14 protein-coding genes are annotated in these 16,059 nt (G+C 40.0%); 11 read left to right on the plus strand and 3 right to left on the minus strand.

Annotation, left to right across the window (positions count from 1 at the left end):
* Nucleotides 1-2: 2 nt before the first annotated feature.
* From WAE64_RS01145 to WAE64_RS01185, 9 genes are all read left to right on the plus strand, one after another.
* Entirely contained in the window at nt 3-1,427 is a 1,425-nt protein-coding gene (locus WAE64_RS01145; RefSeq protein WP_340233538.1) for an anthranilate synthase component I family protein, read from the plus strand.
* Nucleotides 1,428-1,509: 82 nt separating this feature from the next.
* Nucleotides 1,510-2,076, plus strand: a complete 567-nt coding sequence (locus tag WAE64_RS01150) for an anthranilate synthase component II (RefSeq protein ID WP_340233542.1) — start codon at nt 1,510-1,512, stop codon at nt 2,074-2,076.
* Between the two features lie 17 nt (nt 2,077-2,093).
* Complete coding sequence (gene trpD, locus WAE64_RS01155; protein ID WP_340233545.1) at nt 2,094-3,080, plus strand: anthranilate phosphoribosyltransferase; 987 nt, start codon at nt 2,094-2,096, stop codon at nt 3,078-3,080.
* 35 nt (nt 3,081-3,115) lie between these two features.
* Nucleotides 3,116-3,904, plus strand: a complete 789-nt coding sequence (gene trpC, locus WAE64_RS01160) for an indole-3-glycerol phosphate synthase TrpC (RefSeq protein WP_340233547.1) — start codon at nt 3,116-3,118, stop codon at nt 3,902-3,904.
* 107 nt (nt 3,905-4,011) lie between these two features.
* Nucleotides 4,012-4,650: a phosphoribosylanthranilate isomerase gene (locus WAE64_RS01165; protein ID WP_340233548.1), complete on the plus strand. Its 639-nt coding sequence runs from the start codon at nt 4,012-4,014 to the stop codon at nt 4,648-4,650.
* Between the two features lie 30 nt (nt 4,651-4,680).
* Nucleotides 4,681-5,889, plus strand: coding sequence for a tryptophan synthase subunit beta (gene trpB / locus WAE64_RS01170; RefSeq protein WP_340233550.1), 1,209 nt, complete (start codon nt 4,681-4,683; stop codon nt 5,887-5,889).
* Nucleotides 5,890-5,962: 73 nt separating this feature from the next.
* Nucleotides 5,963-6,298 (plus strand): Dabb family protein, encoded by a 336-nt coding sequence (locus WAE64_RS01175; RefSeq protein WP_340233552.1) that lies wholly within the window; start codon nt 5,963-5,965, stop codon nt 6,296-6,298.
* A gap of 93 nt (nt 6,299-6,391) precedes the next feature.
* Nucleotides 6,392-7,168, plus strand: a complete 777-nt coding sequence (gene trpA / locus WAE64_RS01180) for a tryptophan synthase subunit alpha (protein WP_340233554.1) — start codon at nt 6,392-6,394, stop codon at nt 7,166-7,168.
* Nucleotides 7,169-7,402: 234 nt separating this feature from the next.
* A complete protein-coding gene (locus WAE64_RS01185; protein ID WP_340233556.1) occupies nt 7,403-8,683 on the plus strand; it encodes an aspartyl protease family protein in 1,281 nt (426 codons plus the stop codon).
* A gap of 189 nt (nt 8,684-8,872) precedes the next feature.
* Here the strand turns inward: WAE64_RS01185 and WAE64_RS01190 are convergent, their stop codons facing one another.
* Both WAE64_RS01190 and WAE64_RS01195 read right to left on the minus strand, forming a co-directional pair.
* Nucleotides 8,873-11,113: a S8 family serine peptidase gene (locus WAE64_RS01190; protein ID WP_340233558.1), complete on the minus strand. Its 2,241-nt coding sequence runs from the start codon at nt 11,111-11,113 to the stop codon at nt 8,873-8,875.
* Between the two features lie 20 nt (nt 11,114-11,133).
* Complete coding sequence (locus WAE64_RS01195; protein WP_340233560.1) at nt 11,134-11,436, minus strand: LytTR family transcriptional regulator DNA-binding domain-containing protein; 303 nt, start codon at nt 11,434-11,436, stop codon at nt 11,134-11,136.
* Between the two features lie 257 nt (nt 11,437-11,693).
* Between WAE64_RS01195 and WAE64_RS01200 the strand changes: the two genes are divergently transcribed.
* Together WAE64_RS01200 and WAE64_RS01205 are read left to right on the plus strand one after the other, a co-directional pair.
* A complete protein-coding gene (locus tag WAE64_RS01200; protein ID WP_340233562.1) occupies nt 11,694-13,022 on the plus strand; it encodes a dihydroorotase in 1,329 nt (442 codons plus the stop codon).
* A 124-nt stretch (nt 13,023-13,146) separates the two neighbouring features.
* Nucleotides 13,147-13,863, plus strand: coding sequence for an SIMPL domain-containing protein (locus tag WAE64_RS01205; RefSeq protein WP_340233564.1), 717 nt, complete (start codon nt 13,147-13,149; stop codon nt 13,861-13,863).
* 40 nt (nt 13,864-13,903) lie between these two features.
* On the opposite strand, the gene WAE64_RS01210 is transcribed toward WAE64_RS01205, so the two are convergent.
* Nucleotides 13,904-16,006 carry a M48 family metallopeptidase gene (locus WAE64_RS01210; protein ID WP_340233566.1) on the minus strand — a complete coding sequence of 701 codons (2,103 nt, stop codon included), beginning with the start codon at nt 16,004-16,006 and terminating at the stop codon, nt 13,904-13,906.
* Between the last annotated feature and the right edge of the window lie 53 nt (nt 16,007-16,059).

Here is a 16,059-nt window from a genome sequence, read left to right on the forward strand (position 1 = left end):
CAATGCAAAAGTTTGGCATCACAACCCGACACAAACGCCTATTAGCCGACATGCTTACACCAGTCGGAATTTTTCAAAGACTGCGTAATCATTATGCGCATTCGGTTATTCTCGAAAGCGCCGATTATCACGCCATGCACAATAGCTTTAGCTATATTGCCTGCGACGAAGTAGCAAGTTTCCAGCTCGATAACGACGTTGTTACACAGAAATTTCCTGATGGCACTACTACTCAGTTTCCATTAGAAAACCGCAAAGATGCAGTAGGTGTACTACAAGATTTTGCAGCTAAATTCGAAAACCCAAAAAGCGATTTCCCTTTTATAACCAATGGTTTATTCGGCCACATCACATACGATTCAGTTGAGTATTTTGAAGACATTGAAATACAAGAGAAAAGCACCGAAACCTCTATTCCACAAATATTGTATCGGGTTTATCGTTACGTAATAGCCATTAACCATTTTAAAGACGAGCTATACATTTTCGAACATACTTATACACCAGAAGGGCAAGAGCCAAAACCGATGGCTGAAGGCTTAGAAACTTTAGAGTTTTTTGTAAAAAACCCTAAAATGACTACCTCTAAGTTTAAAGCCTCTACCGACGAAGAAACAAACATTAACGATGATGATATGCGTGACATCATCAACAAATGTATTGGGCATTGTTTAAGAGGTGATGTTTTCCAGATAGTTCCTTCCAGACGTTTTTCAAGAAAATTCGAGGGCGATGATTTCAACGTTTACCGTGCCCTTCGCTCTATTAATCCTTCGCCTTATTTATTCTATTTCGATGGCGGCGACTATCATATCTTCGGAAGTTCGCCCGAAAAACAGATTTTCATTAAAGATGGTCAAGCAGAAATTCATCCAATTGCCGGAACGTTCAGACGAACAGGCGACGATGAAAATGATGCCGAACTAGCCCGCCAGCTACACGCTGACCCTAAAGAATCGGCAGAGCACGTGATGCTGGTTGATTTAGCCCGTAATGATTTATCGAGAAGCTCCGACTCAGTTAAGGTTGATATTTTTAAAGAAGTACAATTCTACAGCCACGTGATACACTTGGTATCGAAGGTAACCGGAAAGATGCATGAAGGCACCAACCCACTACAATTAGTGGCCGATACTTTCCCGGCAGGTACGCTTTCGGGTGCACCAAAGCACAATGCCATGACCATCATCAACCGCTTTGAACCAACCAACCGTAGCATTTACGGCGGAGCCATTGGCTTTATGGATTTCAAAGGCAATTTCAATCATGCCATTGCCATTCGTACATTCCTGAGCAAAAACAATACGCTTTATTACCAGGCAGGTATGGGTGTAGTAGCAAAATCAGACGTGGAACTCGAAATGAAAGAGATTCACCTGAAACTAGCCGCCCTGAGAAAAGCCATAGAAATGGCGAGCGATATTTAGGCTTATTGTGGCGCGAACTTCCAGTTCGCAAAAGTGTAGAACGAGTAAAACTTGATGTAATAATTTTATAAAAATATTCAAAATGAAAATTCTGGTTCTTGATAATTATGATTCATTCGTTTATAACCTGGTCTATATTCTGAAAGACCTGGGCGGAAACGTAGATGTTTTTAGAAACGATAAAATCACTTTGGAAGAAGTTGATAAATACGATAAAATTCTGCTTTCGCCCGGGCCTGGTATTCCCGAAGAAGCAGGCATTATGATTGACCTCATTAAAGAATATGCGCCAAAGAAAAGCATTTTCGGGGTTTGCCTGGGTCATCAGGCTATTGGCGAAGCCTTTGGGGCCAAACTCCATAACATGGGCGATGTATTGCATGGTGTTACTACGCCGTGTATCATCACCGATAAAGACGAAGTGTTGTTTCAGGGCGTACCAGAAAAAATAGAAGTTTGCCGCTATCACTCATGGACAGTTGTACCAGAAACAATGCCTGCCGAATTGAAAGTAACAGCCGTAGACGAAAAAGGCTACGTGATGGCCGAAGCGCATACAAAATACGATGTGAGAGGAGTACAGTTTCACCCGGAGGCTTACCTTACACAACATGGCGTGAAAATGGTTGAAAACTGGTTACGTAAATAATTTGCCGCACTATACCTATGAAACAATACTTACAGATTTTACTCCAGAATCAGGCGCTTTCAACACAGGAAGCCAAAGAAGCCTTATTGCTGATAGGGCGTGGAGAATGTAATACTTCGCAGATTGCCGCATTTCTGATGGGAATACAGATGCGTGGCATTACAGTAGAAGAACTAGAAGGTTTTCAACAAGCTATGCTTGAGTTAGCAGTGCCTACTGATCTAGCTGAATACGACCCAATGGATGTGTGCGGCACAGGTGGCGATGGCAAAGATACATTCAATATATCTACTACCTCGGCATTTGTAGTAGCCGGTGCCGGACAAACCATTGCCAAGCACGGTAATCATGGTGTTTCGTCTGCCGTTGGCTCTAGTACAGTACTTGAGTATCTGGGCGTGAAATTTACCAACGATATTGATTTTCTGAAACGCAAGATAGAAACAGCAGGCATTTGCTATATGCACGCACCTCTGTTTCATCCGGCCATGAAATACGTAGCACCCATACGTAAAGAGTTAGCGCTTAAAACCTTTTTCAATATGCTTGGCCCGCTCCTGAACCCTGCCAAAGTGCAAAAGCAGTTAACGGGGGTTTATGATATGAAGGTGTTTGATTTATACACTCAATTATTCAAGCGTTCGGCAGCACAATTTGGTATTATTTATGATTTAGGCGGCTATGACGAAATATCGTTTACCAACGATTTTAACATCGGTACACGCCACGAAGTGGTTGTGTACTCCCCTACGCACTTTAGCTTTGATTTAACAGACCAATCAGCTTTGCATGGGGGCAGTACGCTTGAAGAATCGGCCAATATCTTAGTAAATATTCTCGAAAACCGAGGCACTAAGGCCCAAACCAATGTAGTATTAGCCAATGCCGGTGTAGCGCTAAGCGTAGCCAAAGGCATTACTATTGCCGAAGGCATTGCGCAAGCCAAAGAATCATTAGAAAGCAAAAGAGCCCTGAATGCTCTAAAGCAATTAGTTGCTGAATAACCAACAAAACCACGTGTGGCATACTTATATATAACATGACAATTTTAGATAAAATAGTTGCCCAGAAAGCAATAGAGGTAGCAGAAGCCAAGGCAGAAATTTCGATTGAAGAATTAGAAAAAGCCCCCCTTTTCTCTCGAAAAACTGTTTCTTTAAGTGCACGGTTATCAGCCGATGGCTCAACTGGTATTATTGCAGAGCATAAGCGTAAATCGCCATCGAAAGGTGTAATAAACGACCAATTAACTGTTGAATTTGTAACAAATGGCTACGCAAAAGCAGGAGCAGCAGGTTTATCTGTGCTAACTGATACCGATTTCTTTGGCGGCACAAAAGAAGATTTACACAAAGCCAGAGAGGCTAACCCCAACACCCCTATTTTGCGTAAAGACTTCATGATTGACACCTATCAGATCTATGAAGCCAAAGCTTGGGGTGCAGATGTAATACTGCTTATTGCAGCCTGCTTAAGCCCAATCCAGATTGAAGAATTGAGCAAAAAAGCACATGAATTAGGCCTAGAAGTATTGCTGGAGATACACGATGAAGAAGAACTTGCCAGAAGCCCCCTGGAAAATGTCGACATCATTGGCGTAAATAACCGAAACCTTAAGAATTTTGCCGAAAACAATGTAAACGCTTCGTTGGCCTTGGCCGATAAAATTCCTGCCCGCATCGTAAAGATTTCTGAGAGCTGTATAAGCCAGCCCGAGACAATTAATTTATTGAAATCGGTAGGTTATAAAGGTTTTTTAATCGGTGAAACTTTCATGAAAAACGAAAATCCGGGAGCAAAACTCGCTGAATTTATTGCTAAAATCTAATAAAAAATGCTAATTTTGACATCGTTTTGTTAGTTTTTCTAAAGTTCATGCTTTTGTCCCGAGTATGAGTAAAATTAAATTTCCTTGGGGGCTAGGAAATATTTTTTATGAAACTGAAAGTATGTGGCATGCGAGATGCCGAAAATCTCAAAGAGCTTATTGAGCTAAAACCTGACTTCATTGGCTTTATTCTTTACGATAAATCGCCAAGATATGCAGGGAATCAACCGGATATTGACCTGATTTTGTCGATACCGAGAGAAATCAGGAAAGTGGGCGTATTTGTAAATGCAACTGTTGATTACATCTTACAAAACGTAAGAAAATACGGACTTAATTATGTGCAATTACACGGCAACGAAACGCCAGATTTCTGTAAAAGCTTACGTACAAAAGGTGTAAATATCATAAAGGCATTTCGTCTGGATGAATCATTCATCTTTAGTCAGTTAAACAATTATAAACCTCATGTTGACTTCTTTCTTTTTGATGCAAAAGGCGAAAGCTATGGCGGAAACGGCGTAACCTTCGACTGGAGTATTCTGAAAAAGTATGATAACGAGAAACCCTATTTTCTGGCCGGAGGCATCAGCCTTGATAACCTCGACGAACTACAGAACATTACACCTAAACCTTATGTGATTGACGTAAACAGTAAATTTGAGATTGAGCCGGGTGTAAAAGACATTGAGAAAATAGCCGAATTGATTACCAAACTAAAAGAAAGAAAAACTATACAGGTATGATAGACAATTTACGTTAGAAAAATAAACAAAATGACAAGTACAGAAAACTATATAGGTAAAGAAACAGCATTTGGAGTAAACGAAAAAGGCTATTACGGACAGTTTGGCGGGGCTTATATCCCCGAAATGCTGTACCCGAATGTAGAAGAACTACAGAAGAGTTATCTGGATATTATTTATAGCTCTGATTTTCAGGAAGAATTTCATGGTTTACTAAAAGACTATGTAGGTCGGCCTACGCCTTTGTACTTTGCCAATCGCTTGTCAGAAAAATACAATACCAATGTTTATCTGAAACGTGAAGACCTGTGCCATACGGGTGCACATAAGGTAAACAACACTATCGGGCAGATACTTTTAGCCAAACGCCTTGGTAAACACAAAATAGTAGCCGAAACGGGTGCAGGTCAGCACGGAGTAGCAACAGCTACGGTTTGTGCCTTAATGGGTCTTGAATGTATCGTTTACATGGGCGAAATTGACATTGAGCGCCAGGCACCTAATGTGGCTCGTATGAAAATGCTCGGAGCAGAAGTTCGGCCTGCTACCAGTGGTTCAAAAACCCTGAAAGATGCCACTAACGAAGCCCTGAGACATTGGATTAATAATCCGGTAGATACACACTATATCATTGGCAGTGTAGTTGGTCCGCACCCATACCCTGACATGGTAGCTCGATTCCAATCGGTTATTTCAGCCGAAATGCGCTCTCAACTTCTGGAAAAAACAGGTAAAGAAACACCCGACTATGTAGTTGCTTGCGTAGGTGGTGGCTCTAATGCCGCCGGAGCATTCTATCATTTCCTTGACGAACCATCGGTAAAAATCATTGCAGCCGAAGCAGGTGGGCATGGCATTAACTCTGGTCTATCGGCCGCTACTACGTTTCTGGGCAAGCCGGGTGTATTGCATGGCAGTAAGAGTATATTAATGCAAACCGAAGACGGACAAGTAGTAGAACCACACAGTATTTCTGCCGGACTCGATTATCCGGGCATTGGTCCGCTTCATGCGCACCTATGGGAGTCAGGCCGTGCGAAATTCTTTGCTATAACCGACGAAGAATCTATTGAGGCAGGTTTTGAACTTACCAAACTCGAAGGTATTATTCCCGCTATAGAGTCAGCTCATGCCCTTGGGGTTTTGAAATACCTTGAAGCCAAGCCAAACGAAACGGTAGTTATCAATCTATCAGGTCGTGGCGATAAAGACCTTGCCACTTATATGAAATATCTGTAAGCAATTCTGTCAAATAACTATATATAAAATGAAAACCCTTCTGTTAACCATCGCTTTATTACCCCTTTTTTACATGGCAAACGCACAAAAAAAAGAGCCTGCGAAACTTCTTCGCCACGCTGTTTTATTCAAATTTAAAGACTCTAGCAGCCCAGAAGACATAAAGAAAGTAGAAGATGCTTTCAGAGCACTTCCAAGCCAGATCAAAGAAATTGCAGATTTTGAATGGGGAACCAACAACAGCCCTGAGAACCTGAACCAAGGATTTACTCATCTGTTTTTTGTGAGTTTCAAATCAGAAAAAGACCGTGAGGTTTATCTGCCACACCCTGCACACAAGGCCTTTGTTGGTGTGTTAGGGCCGCATCTTGATAAAGTTTTAGTGTTAGATTACTGGGCAGGCAAATAATAGCTTCTTTCAGGCGGGCAATACTATTCGAATACTCATTCGTGCTCGCCTGTATTTTATCTTCGCTTATATATTCTCTTATTATATTTACTTATGAATCGTATAACAAAGCTTTTTCAAACTAAGCTTGATAAGGTATTGAACCTATACTTTACGGCCGGGTATCCAACATTAAACGATACGATGCCAATTCTGGAAGCATTGCAGGAAGCAGGTGCCGATATTGCCGAAATTGGCATGCCGTATTCTGACCCCGTGGCCGACGGCGAAACCATTCAGCAGTCTAACCAGATAGCTTTAGATAATGGCATGAGCCTGAAAATACTTTTTGAGCAGTTACAAAATATGCGAGAAAAAGTACAGATACCTGTTATTCTGATGGGTTACCTTAATCCGGTTATGCAGTTTGGTATTGAAAACTTCTGCCAGAAATGCCAGGAAGTAGGCGTAGATGGTTTGATTCTGCCCGACCTCCCTATGGAAGAATATTATGAAGAATACAAGCCTGTTTTTGACAAATATGGTTTGCTGAATATATTTCTGATAACCCCTCAAACAACCGAGGCTCGTATACGCCGTATCGACGAGATTTCAGATGGGTTCATCTACATGGTAAGTAGCGCCAGTGTTACAGGTAAAACCTCGGGTATTTCGCCTGAAATGGAGACTTACTTCAACAGGGTAAACGCCATGAACCTGAAAAACCCAAGATTGATTGGTTTTGGTATAAAAGACCACTATACATTTACGAAAGCGTCAGAATACGCCGCAGGTGCTATTATTGGCAGCCAGTTTATACGTGTTTTGGAGTCAGCAGCCGACCTTAAAACCGATGTAGTAAAGTATGTGAGGGACGTAAAAGCAGTTTAATTTTAAGGATATTTGGCCTCTTTAGAGCCTGTTTAAATTTTATAATCAGACCTGAAAAACAGAATTTCTGGTCAGAATTATAAAATTTAAACAGGCTCTTCGTTTTTTTTTCAAAAAAGTATAAAAAATAGCCTTACAAGTTAAAACTCTTTTGAAAAAACTTTTGTTTGACTAAAAAATGTTCTAAATTTCCTTAGAATTTTAATACCAAGATTTACCGAAAAGGCTATAGCTATGGAAAAGTTGTACAGACTCAGCATAATAGCTATCTTATTGATTACTAGCCAGTTGGCTTTTGCTCAAAAAGACAGAAAGAAAGATAGAAAAAAGGATACCAGATATGGGTATCATTTTAGAGGGAAAAAACAGAAATTCGCTAAATTCCCGTTTGACCTACATGCTAATCTTATTGTTTTAAAAGCAACTATTGACGATTCAGATACCCTGCGTTTTATTTTAGACACAGGAGTAACCTCAACTATTGTAACCGACCCCCAAAGAGCCTCGACACTTGATTTAAAGTATGTACGCCGGGTAAAAATAACAGGCGCAGGTGAAGGAGGCGAGTTGATGGCCAATGTATCGGTTGGGCATACTATCAGAATGGGCGATATAGTAGCTTCACAACAAAATATGGTTGTGTTAGATGATGACGTACTGAAATTATCCGAGTTTCTCGGTGTACCTATTCATGGCATTTTTGGCCACGACATTTTCAACAATTTTGTAGTAACTATCGACTTCGAGCATAAAATACTCTCGTTTACTGACCCCAATAAGTTTAAGTACAAACAGTCGATGGGCACAATTTATCCGATTGTACTTACCCAGTCGAAACCTTATACCGATGCGATTGCAATGGTGCGTAACGATAAGGAGATTCCGATGCGCTTAGTGATTGATACTGGCGCAGGACACGCCCTTCTCTTGAATGCGAGTGAGAAAGAACCTATTCAGTTACCTCAGAAAGTTATGAGAGCCAATTTGGGAAGAGGGCTGAATGGCGAAATCAACGGGCATATTGGTAGAGTAGATAAAATACGAATGGGCACGCTCGAAATGAAAGACATTCTGGCTTCGTTTCCGGATAGCCTTTCTTTCAGTATGAAGTTCCCGCCATCTACTGAAGGCCGCCAAGGGAGTATTGGTTGCGAGTTATTGAGACGCTTTACTGTAACCCTTAATTACAGAGATGGCTACATGATTTTGAAGCCTATCAAAAACCGCATGAAAGAAACCTTTGAGCACGATATGAGTGGTATGGATGTGAGAGCAAGAGGCGACCAGTTTAATCAATACTTTATTAATAGAGTACTTGAAAACTCTCCGGCAGCTGAAGCAGGTTTAGCAGAGGGCGATGAAGTTATTTTTGTGAATAATCAGAATGTGAAAGACATGGCTATCAGCGAGATTTACAAAATCCTGTCAAGAAAAGAAGGTAAAGAAGTAGAGCTTTTTGTAAGGCGCAAAGGGCAACTCATATTTACCAGCTTTAAATTACGACGGATGATTTAAGAAACAAACATAACCTATGATAAGAGTAGAAACGGGGTAGTTGCGTAATGCGATTATCCCGTTTTGTTTTCCGCAGTCCGTAGGTGTTTAATGTATTGCTGAAACATTAAACTTTCCTACGTTCCTGACGGAGTCCCTAATCAAGCATTTGCCAGTTCTTCAACCCCATTTGCAATAAATCTTTATAAATTAATTATCACATCCTTCAATTGATGCCACAAATACAGTTCCAGTGGTTGCTTCAAAAGTATTTCCGTTTCCATTAGCACCCGGCTTTAATTCTATTTTGTTGCCTGCCCTCATGGTTACCTTGGCTGAACCTGAAATAATATTGCTTGCTGTAATAGAATTGGCTGCTCTAAAGGTAGTAGCGCCTGTAGCTAAGTTATTGGTAGGATTTACAAGCGTAAGCGTTTCTGGACAAGGTGAACCTTCGCCGTCGAGCGTAACTGTAACAGCTAATCTTGCACCTTCGCAACCATTTATGGTTTGTGAAGCATAATAGGTGCTACCACTAATTAAAGTTGTTGAGCTGTTTAATAAATTTCCTCCTGTTGCAGCATTGTACCACTTAATGCCTGTGCCTGCTACCACTATATCAGCTATAGTAGAGCCATCGGCAACTGTCTGATTCGCTGCTCCGGTTGGTGCTGCCATTAAAGTGCCTGAAACTACCATAGACACCATTCTAGCAGTAGCAGGCGAAGAGGATTTCTTTCTAACAGCAATTCTATATTCCTGATTCGGGGTAGGATTAGTAATCTTTACCTGTTTATAGTTATTACCGTTCCCGTCAAACCATGTGGTCGAAATAGTTGCATCTAAAGTTCTCTGCGACATCATTCGTGGTTTCCATGTGCGAGTTTCGGCATTAGTAGTCATATTTTTTACCAACATATCAAAATCATAAACCATTCGGCCACTGGTGTTGTCAATACCATCTTCTTCTACTTGCTCAGTTCCTTCATCGTCTGTCCAGGCAATTGAAACAATCAAAGGCTCACAACCGCTGGCTTTCACGGTTCTATACATTTCGGTGTTCGAATCATTAGCAGGATTGTAGGAAATTTCTTCAATATATGCACCCTTACTTTCTGTATCAGTATGTGTCTGACCCGAAGGATTTACAGATGTGCTTCTGTATTTAATGGCATTAGCTGCTTTTTCTACATTTACTAAGCCCCAACCAAATTTAGCATCCGGGCCGGGTTGTCCTAAGTCTTCAGCTGTGCCTAACAAAAGTGCTTTCAGTGTAGAGGCTTTCATATAAGACCCATTAAGGCTATTGTAATATTGTTGTAACAACAACGCCGAAGCCGCCACCGCAGGCGTAGCATAAGAAGTACCGCTTGATCCCTCACCATTGCCACTATACGCATTGTCTGATGGTACATTGGTTTCTTCGCTGGCAAATAATGAAGAGTTAATCCCTGTTCCTTTAGCTACTACATCAGGCTTTACACGGCCATCGTCTGTCGGGCCCCAGTTACTATAGCTTGACATCGTTTTATCTCCGTTTACAGCTCCTACGGTTACCACGTTCTTGGCTGCTGATGTTCCTGTAACCATATCATAACCTAGCTTTGTCCAGTTTCCGTTGGTATGCTTATTGTTGTCGTCCAGCGCATTAGGGTCTTGCTCATTACCCACGGCTACAAACGGCAAATAGTAAGGAGCATTCTTTGTAATTTCGTCCCATTCTTTAGCATCACTATCATAAGCACCGAACTTCCAGATTGGATCTCCCTCTCCGTTACCATTGCCATAAGAGTGATTTGAAATAAGGTAGCCTTGCCCGGCAAAAGCAATCATCTCGGCTCGGTCGTTAGTCCAGTCATAGTTTTTGGCGGTCGCCCCGTAAGCGATACCCCTTGCAGAAGGCTGGTTTACAATATCTTTTCCAACAATAGTACCCGAAACGTGTGTCTGGTGATTATTCCCTTTGTAATTATCTGCGCTTCCATCAAGCGTTTGTCCGGCTTGCATGCTTACTTTACCAGAAAGCAACTCATGTGTAGCTCTTACCTGCCCCCCATCCCATATACCAACTATCATATTTGTACCTGTAATATTTACTCCTACAGAACCACCACTATACAATTGGTTTGCTTTAATTAATTCTCCCGAAGCTCGGTTTTTAGTATTAATATATACCGGATTCCCCTTGGCATCTATGCTTTTCAGGTAATACAAAGCTCCATTTTTTACAAAACTCCTGCTTAATTGTGGGTTCTTTACTAAAAACGCTATTACCTTTTTTTCTTCTTTCTCAAAATCTTGTTGAGCTTGTTGTTGCAAAGAACTGATTCGGGCATTGCTGCTAGTATACGACTGAACTATTTTTTGTCTTTCTTCGGGTGTTTGTGCATTTGCCGAGAAGGTGCTACCTAAAAGCAACGTTATTAATAAGCGAGTAAATGATTTGTCCATGATTGATAGAGAAATAAAATTTATGAGAGAGTTCTGTATTTGCGGCGTGAATAAGTAAATCGGGAATTATCGCTGAGTTCTACCTCTTGGCTTTTGAGCAAGCTAATAATTTTCTGTGGATTTATAAGCACACTTTTGTTGATGCGCTTAAAATCCTGAAAAATACCTTGCCAATAATTAAGGCTATAACTTACGATTACTTTTTTACCACAGTCAAATTTTACTTCATTATAGGGTTGACTACCTAAGTGCTTGATATACACAATGGCTTTTTCTTCTAGTAGGTTTAATACTCTGGTGTTTCTAATAATAGGCGTGTACATACTTTTATTTTTGGGTTACTTTTATGCAAAAATTACTTTGCACTTAAATAGGTTAATGCTGCTGCATACAGTTTGACGTTACAAAAGTAATATTATACTATGACTAAGTAAATAAGGGGAAACCCTTGATTTAAGCCTAATGACAGATTTTTAAAACAGATAATCTTACCCATACCTATTGCATAAATCCAGCCTTAAAATCTCCCTACTCGGTTTATTTTATTACTTTCGTGGCATAATTCTATATTTTGTATAACATGACTATTCTTATATTAAATGCGTTGCTTGTCAACGAAGGGAAAATCGAACCGCGTGATGTATTCATTAAAGACGGTATTATAGAACAAATTGGCGCTGATTTATCTACACTAAAAGCCAATAGAATTATTGATGCCACAGGCAAATATCTGATGCCGGGTGTGATTGATGATCAGGTACATTTTCGTGAGCCGGGGCTTACTCATAAAGCTAATATTTATACCGAAGCCAAAGCGGCAGTAGCCGGAGGTACAACCAGTTTTATGGAAATGCCCAATACGGTTCCGAATGCGCTTACGCAAGACCTACTGGCAGATAAATATCAGATAGCAGCCGATAGCTCTCTGGCCAATTACTCATTTTACATGGGTACATCTAATGATAATTATGATGAAGTAATGCGCACCGACATACAGAATGTGTGTGGCCTGAAAATATTTATGGGTAGCTCAACGGGCAATATGTTGGTAGATGACGAACACGTGTTGTCGAAAGTCTTTGCCAATTTCCCTGCATTAATTGCTACCCATTGCGAAGACGAAGCAACAGTAAAAGCGAATCTGGAGAAGTATAAAGAATTGTATGGTGATAATCCGCCGTACGATGTTCACGCCATCATCAGAAACGAAGAGGCTTGCTACAAGTCGTCATCAATGGCTGTCGAACTAGCTAAAAAACACAAAACCCGCCTGCATATTCTACATATTTCAAGCAGCGAAGAAATACCTCTGTTTGCCAAAGGGCCAATTGCTGACAAACATATTACGTCTGAAGTATGCGTGCACCATTTATGGTTTGATGCCGAAGACTATAAGCGTTTGGGTAATCAGATAAAATGTAACCCTGCTATTAAACATGGGCATAAAGAAAAGCTTCTGCAAGCCTTGCTCGACGACCATTTTGATGTAATTGCTACTGACCACGCTCCGCATACATGGGACGAAAAACAACAATCTTACTGGCAGGCACCATCGGGCCTACCATTGGTACAACACTCATTGAATGTGATGCTTGAGTTTTATAAACAAGGCAAAATATCTCTCGAAAAAATTGTACAGAAAATGTCGCACGCTGTGGCAGATTGTTTTCAGATTGAACGCCGTGGATACATAAGAGAAGGCTATTGGGCTGATTTAACCTTAGTCGACCTAAACAGCACTACTTTAGTTGAGAAAAGCGGGCTATACAGCAAATGCGGTTGGTCACCTTTTGAGGGTACAGAGTTTCAGTCGAAAGTTACGCATACGATTGTGTCGGGCAATATTGTTTTTGCCAATGGCAAGTTTGATGAAAGCAAAAAAGGCCAGCGTTTAAAGTTTGCTCGTTAAGGTGTTTTAAGCCATTAACGCAATGTTAACACTTTTATGAACGGGAATTTGTAACATTTGGAAGATATAAAGCGTTAATCTTCCCAAACACAACGTTCATTTCTAAACATAAAAGAAACCAACAATGAAAAGATTACTTTTTGCCTTTCTCTTATTAGGCTACACATTCACAATTAACGCGCAAGACAACATGGCAAAAGACCCTGTTAAGAAAATTGAAGTAACGGGTTCGTCAGAAATGGAAATTGTACCTGACGAAATTTACTTTGCGATTTCGCTCAAAGAGTATTTTAAAGATGAGAAAAATCAAAAAGATAAAGTAACAATTGATGTGCTGGAGAAACAATTGATTTCGGCTATTATAAAAGCCGGATTTCCTAGAGAGAATCTGACTATCAAGGCAATATCAGGTTACAGAAACTGGACAGGGAAGAAAAAACCACAGTTTTTTCTGGAAAGCAAACGCTATATTCTAAAAATGAATAACCTTTATAAATCTGATGTGATTCTTGATGCAGTAGACGACAAAGGCATTGAATATGTAAATATCGACCATGTTGACCATTCGCAAATCAAAGAATTCAGAAAAGAGATAAAGATAAAAGCTTTGCAGGCAGCCAAAGAAAAAGCTACTTATCTGCTAGAGTCTATCAACGAAAAAGTGGGTGATGTGCTTACAATTGAAGAGTTAGACGACCAATTCTACTCGCCACAGCCTATGATGGCTAACATGCGAATGATGGCAGCCGGAGCCGACGCAGCTCCAATGGAAGACAGCAACCTTGAATACCAGAAAATAAAACTGAGCTATAAAATGAAAGCAGCTTTTAAGATAAAATAGAAAAGCGTAGGGTGTCTGAAAAATCAGACACCCTCTTTTTTTAATCTTTAAACTGACTTCCCTGAAAATAAATAATGTCTCTTAAAGCAACTATACAAATACGGTTCAGACGCTCATTAATGAGGTATATCTGGGTATAAAATTTATTAAAGTTTTCTCCCATAAAAAAGCCTCTACCACTCTTTTGCAGGTCTTCGTTTAGTAAATATTTCTGAAAAGAATCTCCGATTTCTAAATCTAGTATTTTTGTCGGAACCGCTAAGTTATCTACCTCTGTCAATGCATTTGTTATTTCTACATACAAATCATCAAGCGAGTCTTCTGCTGGCTTAATTTTGTATTCGTCTAATGGGGCATTTTCTCTTACATAACTAAGTATTTGTTCTATTCTGGCACAGGTAGCATCTGAGGCATTCAGTTTGCTCATAAGAGCATTATATAGCTTTAGCTTATTTGTAAACTCCTCTTCTACCCCATTTCTTTGGGCTTGCTGAAACCCTATCGATAATCCTTTGTTTTCCAGAATAGTAATCTCTTCTTTCTGTTTTTCTATCTCTTTGTTTAATTGGTCAAAAATAGATTCGGCTGCTTCTTTCTCATATTTTTCACCATCAAAATCAAATGTTTTTGTAGGAATCTGTCCGTTTTTTATAGCTTCTAGTATGCGGCTATCTTCCAGATTCTGATAGTAGCTATCTAATAGTTTTCTGTTCTCTTCATTAAAAACATCGTTTAATGTTAGTTCACCAGCATCATTCGGTAGTGTATCTAAGTTAACATCGAACAAGAAACGGCCATCGTAAAAATGTTTAAATATCTCAGGGTATTTATATTGCTCACGTCTTTCGTCGATGCTGTTGATAAAAGTTGCTTTATTGATAAATTCAGTTGGTTTTTCAGTATTTTCCTGCACATCTTTATACAATTGGGCTGTTAACTCTTTTTGTATTTTTTCAGGATTACTAAACAGCAACCAAGGCGAAGTCTCGTTTATTTCGGCTTGTACGAGCACAGTATTAATATTCGCTTCTCTGTCTGATTGCTCGGGATGAGACGACCATTGGTCTTTAAAATAGACCCTATTTTTAGGTGCGGTCATCTGCATATAATGGTCGGTAAGCACGGGCAGTTCTTTTTGAGAGTCCAACTCTTTTTCTTTCACCATGTAGCCAATCATAGCCGACTGTTTTTCGTAGATATTATCGGTGCGCTTTTGTTTTTCTATCAAAAAATTCAGTTGGTCTATTACTCTGTTATAAGCTTCGCCACCAAAGCCAATTCTTCGCAAAGCAGAAATAGAAGCCGCATTGCCGGCAGCACTAACGGCTATCAAATCGGCATTGTATTCCATCTCGCGCGAAAGCCCCATGTAGCGGATATTGATTAGCTCGTAGGCTTTTCTTAATAAAGACCGAACGCCATTTACCATAAAGCGGGTAATACCGGCAAATATACTGAATAGGCCACCGCTGGCAATCCATTGGTCTAATAGCTTATCCCAGCTATCGTATTCATACACCATATTATAAATAGCTCGGTTTACGGTATATACATAGCTACCTATTTTCATGCTCCGCTGCGAAAAATGCCCGAATTCGTGGGCGAGCACAGCTTTAAACTCACTCATGTTTAATGAATTAACAAGCCCTAAGCCTATTTCAAGATTTTTACGAACCGGAAAAAACATACTCCAGAAACTGGAATTATAAAAAACTGCCGCATTTACATTGGGCACAATAAACACCTTTTTAGGCGAAGGAGACTTTACTTCTTTAACCAATTGATTGATGAACTCAAAAAGCTGTGGGTGTTCTTCTTTGGTAATTTCTGCACGATTGTCGTTACTATCTTTCTGTACCGAAAAAATGAATTTGAGTAAAAAAGCCAGAAACATAAGCCCCAGACACATAACACCGCAGCCAATAACAAGTGTCAACCAGCCAAAGCCCAGGCTTAAAATACCAATGCCTAACAGAATACACAAATAAAGCAGGCCAAAGGCTACTGTAACAAGTGCCAGATAGGTGATAAAGAAGACAACAATAGCAAGTAGTACATTTTTTACATTTCTGGCAAAACTTTTTGATGGGTTTAAAAACGAATAATCTACAATTTTAGGTTGGGGCGGGTAAAGGTTAGTCATAAAAGCATTCACTAATTTAGTTTCGCTTAAAAATAGCAAATTATAGACCACTT

Source organism: Emticicia soli, from assembly GCF_037860775.1.
GTDB classification, from domain to species: domain Bacteria; phylum Bacteroidota; class Bacteroidia; order Cytophagales; family Spirosomataceae; genus Emticicia; species Emticicia soli.

What these genes read in the sequence shown, in the direction of transcription:
- WAE64_RS01145 (WP_340233538.1), top strand. Translation starts at nt 3, where the DNA reads ATGCAAAAGTTTGGCATCACAACCCGACACAAACGCCTATTAGCCGAC.
- WAE64_RS01150 (WP_340233542.1), top strand. Translation starts at nt 1,510, where the DNA reads ATGAAAATTCTGGTTCTTGATAATTATGATTCATTCGTTTATAACCTG.
- trpD (WP_340233545.1), top strand. Translation starts at nt 2,094, where the DNA reads ATGAAACAATACTTACAGATTTTACTCCAGAATCAGGCGCTTTCAACA.
- trpC (WP_340233547.1), top strand. Translation starts at nt 3,116, where the DNA reads ATGACAATTTTAGATAAAATAGTTGCCCAGAAAGCAATAGAGGTAGCA.
- WAE64_RS01165 (WP_340233548.1), top strand. Translation starts at nt 4,012, where the DNA reads ATGAAACTGAAAGTATGTGGCATGCGAGATGCCGAAAATCTCAAAGAG.
- trpB (WP_340233550.1), top strand. Translation starts at nt 4,681, where the DNA reads ATGACAAGTACAGAAAACTATATAGGTAAAGAAACAGCATTTGGAGTA.
- WAE64_RS01175 (WP_340233552.1), top strand. Translation starts at nt 5,963, where the DNA reads ATGGCAAACGCACAAAAAAAAGAGCCTGCGAAACTTCTTCGCCACGCT.
- trpA (WP_340233554.1), top strand. Translation starts at nt 6,392, where the DNA reads ATGAATCGTATAACAAAGCTTTTTCAAACTAAGCTTGATAAGGTATTG.
- WAE64_RS01185 (WP_340233556.1), top strand. Translation starts at nt 7,403, where the DNA reads ATGGAAAAGTTGTACAGACTCAGCATAATAGCTATCTTATTGATTACT.
- WAE64_RS01190 (WP_340233558.1), bottom strand. Translation starts at nt 11,113, where the DNA reads ATGGACAAATCATTTACTCGCTTATTAATAACGTTGCTTTTAGGTAGC.
- WAE64_RS01195 (WP_340233560.1), bottom strand. Translation starts at nt 11,436, where the DNA reads ATGTACACGCCTATTATTAGAAACACCAGAGTATTAAACCTACTAGAA.
- WAE64_RS01200 (WP_340233562.1), top strand. Translation starts at nt 11,694, where the DNA reads ATGACTATTCTTATATTAAATGCGTTGCTTGTCAACGAAGGGAAAATC.
- WAE64_RS01205 (WP_340233564.1), top strand. Translation starts at nt 13,147, where the DNA reads ATGAAAAGATTACTTTTTGCCTTTCTCTTATTAGGCTACACATTCACA.
- WAE64_RS01210 (WP_340233566.1), bottom strand. Translation starts at nt 16,006, where the DNA reads ATGACTAACCTTTACCCGCCCCAACCTAAAATTGTAGATTATTCGTTT.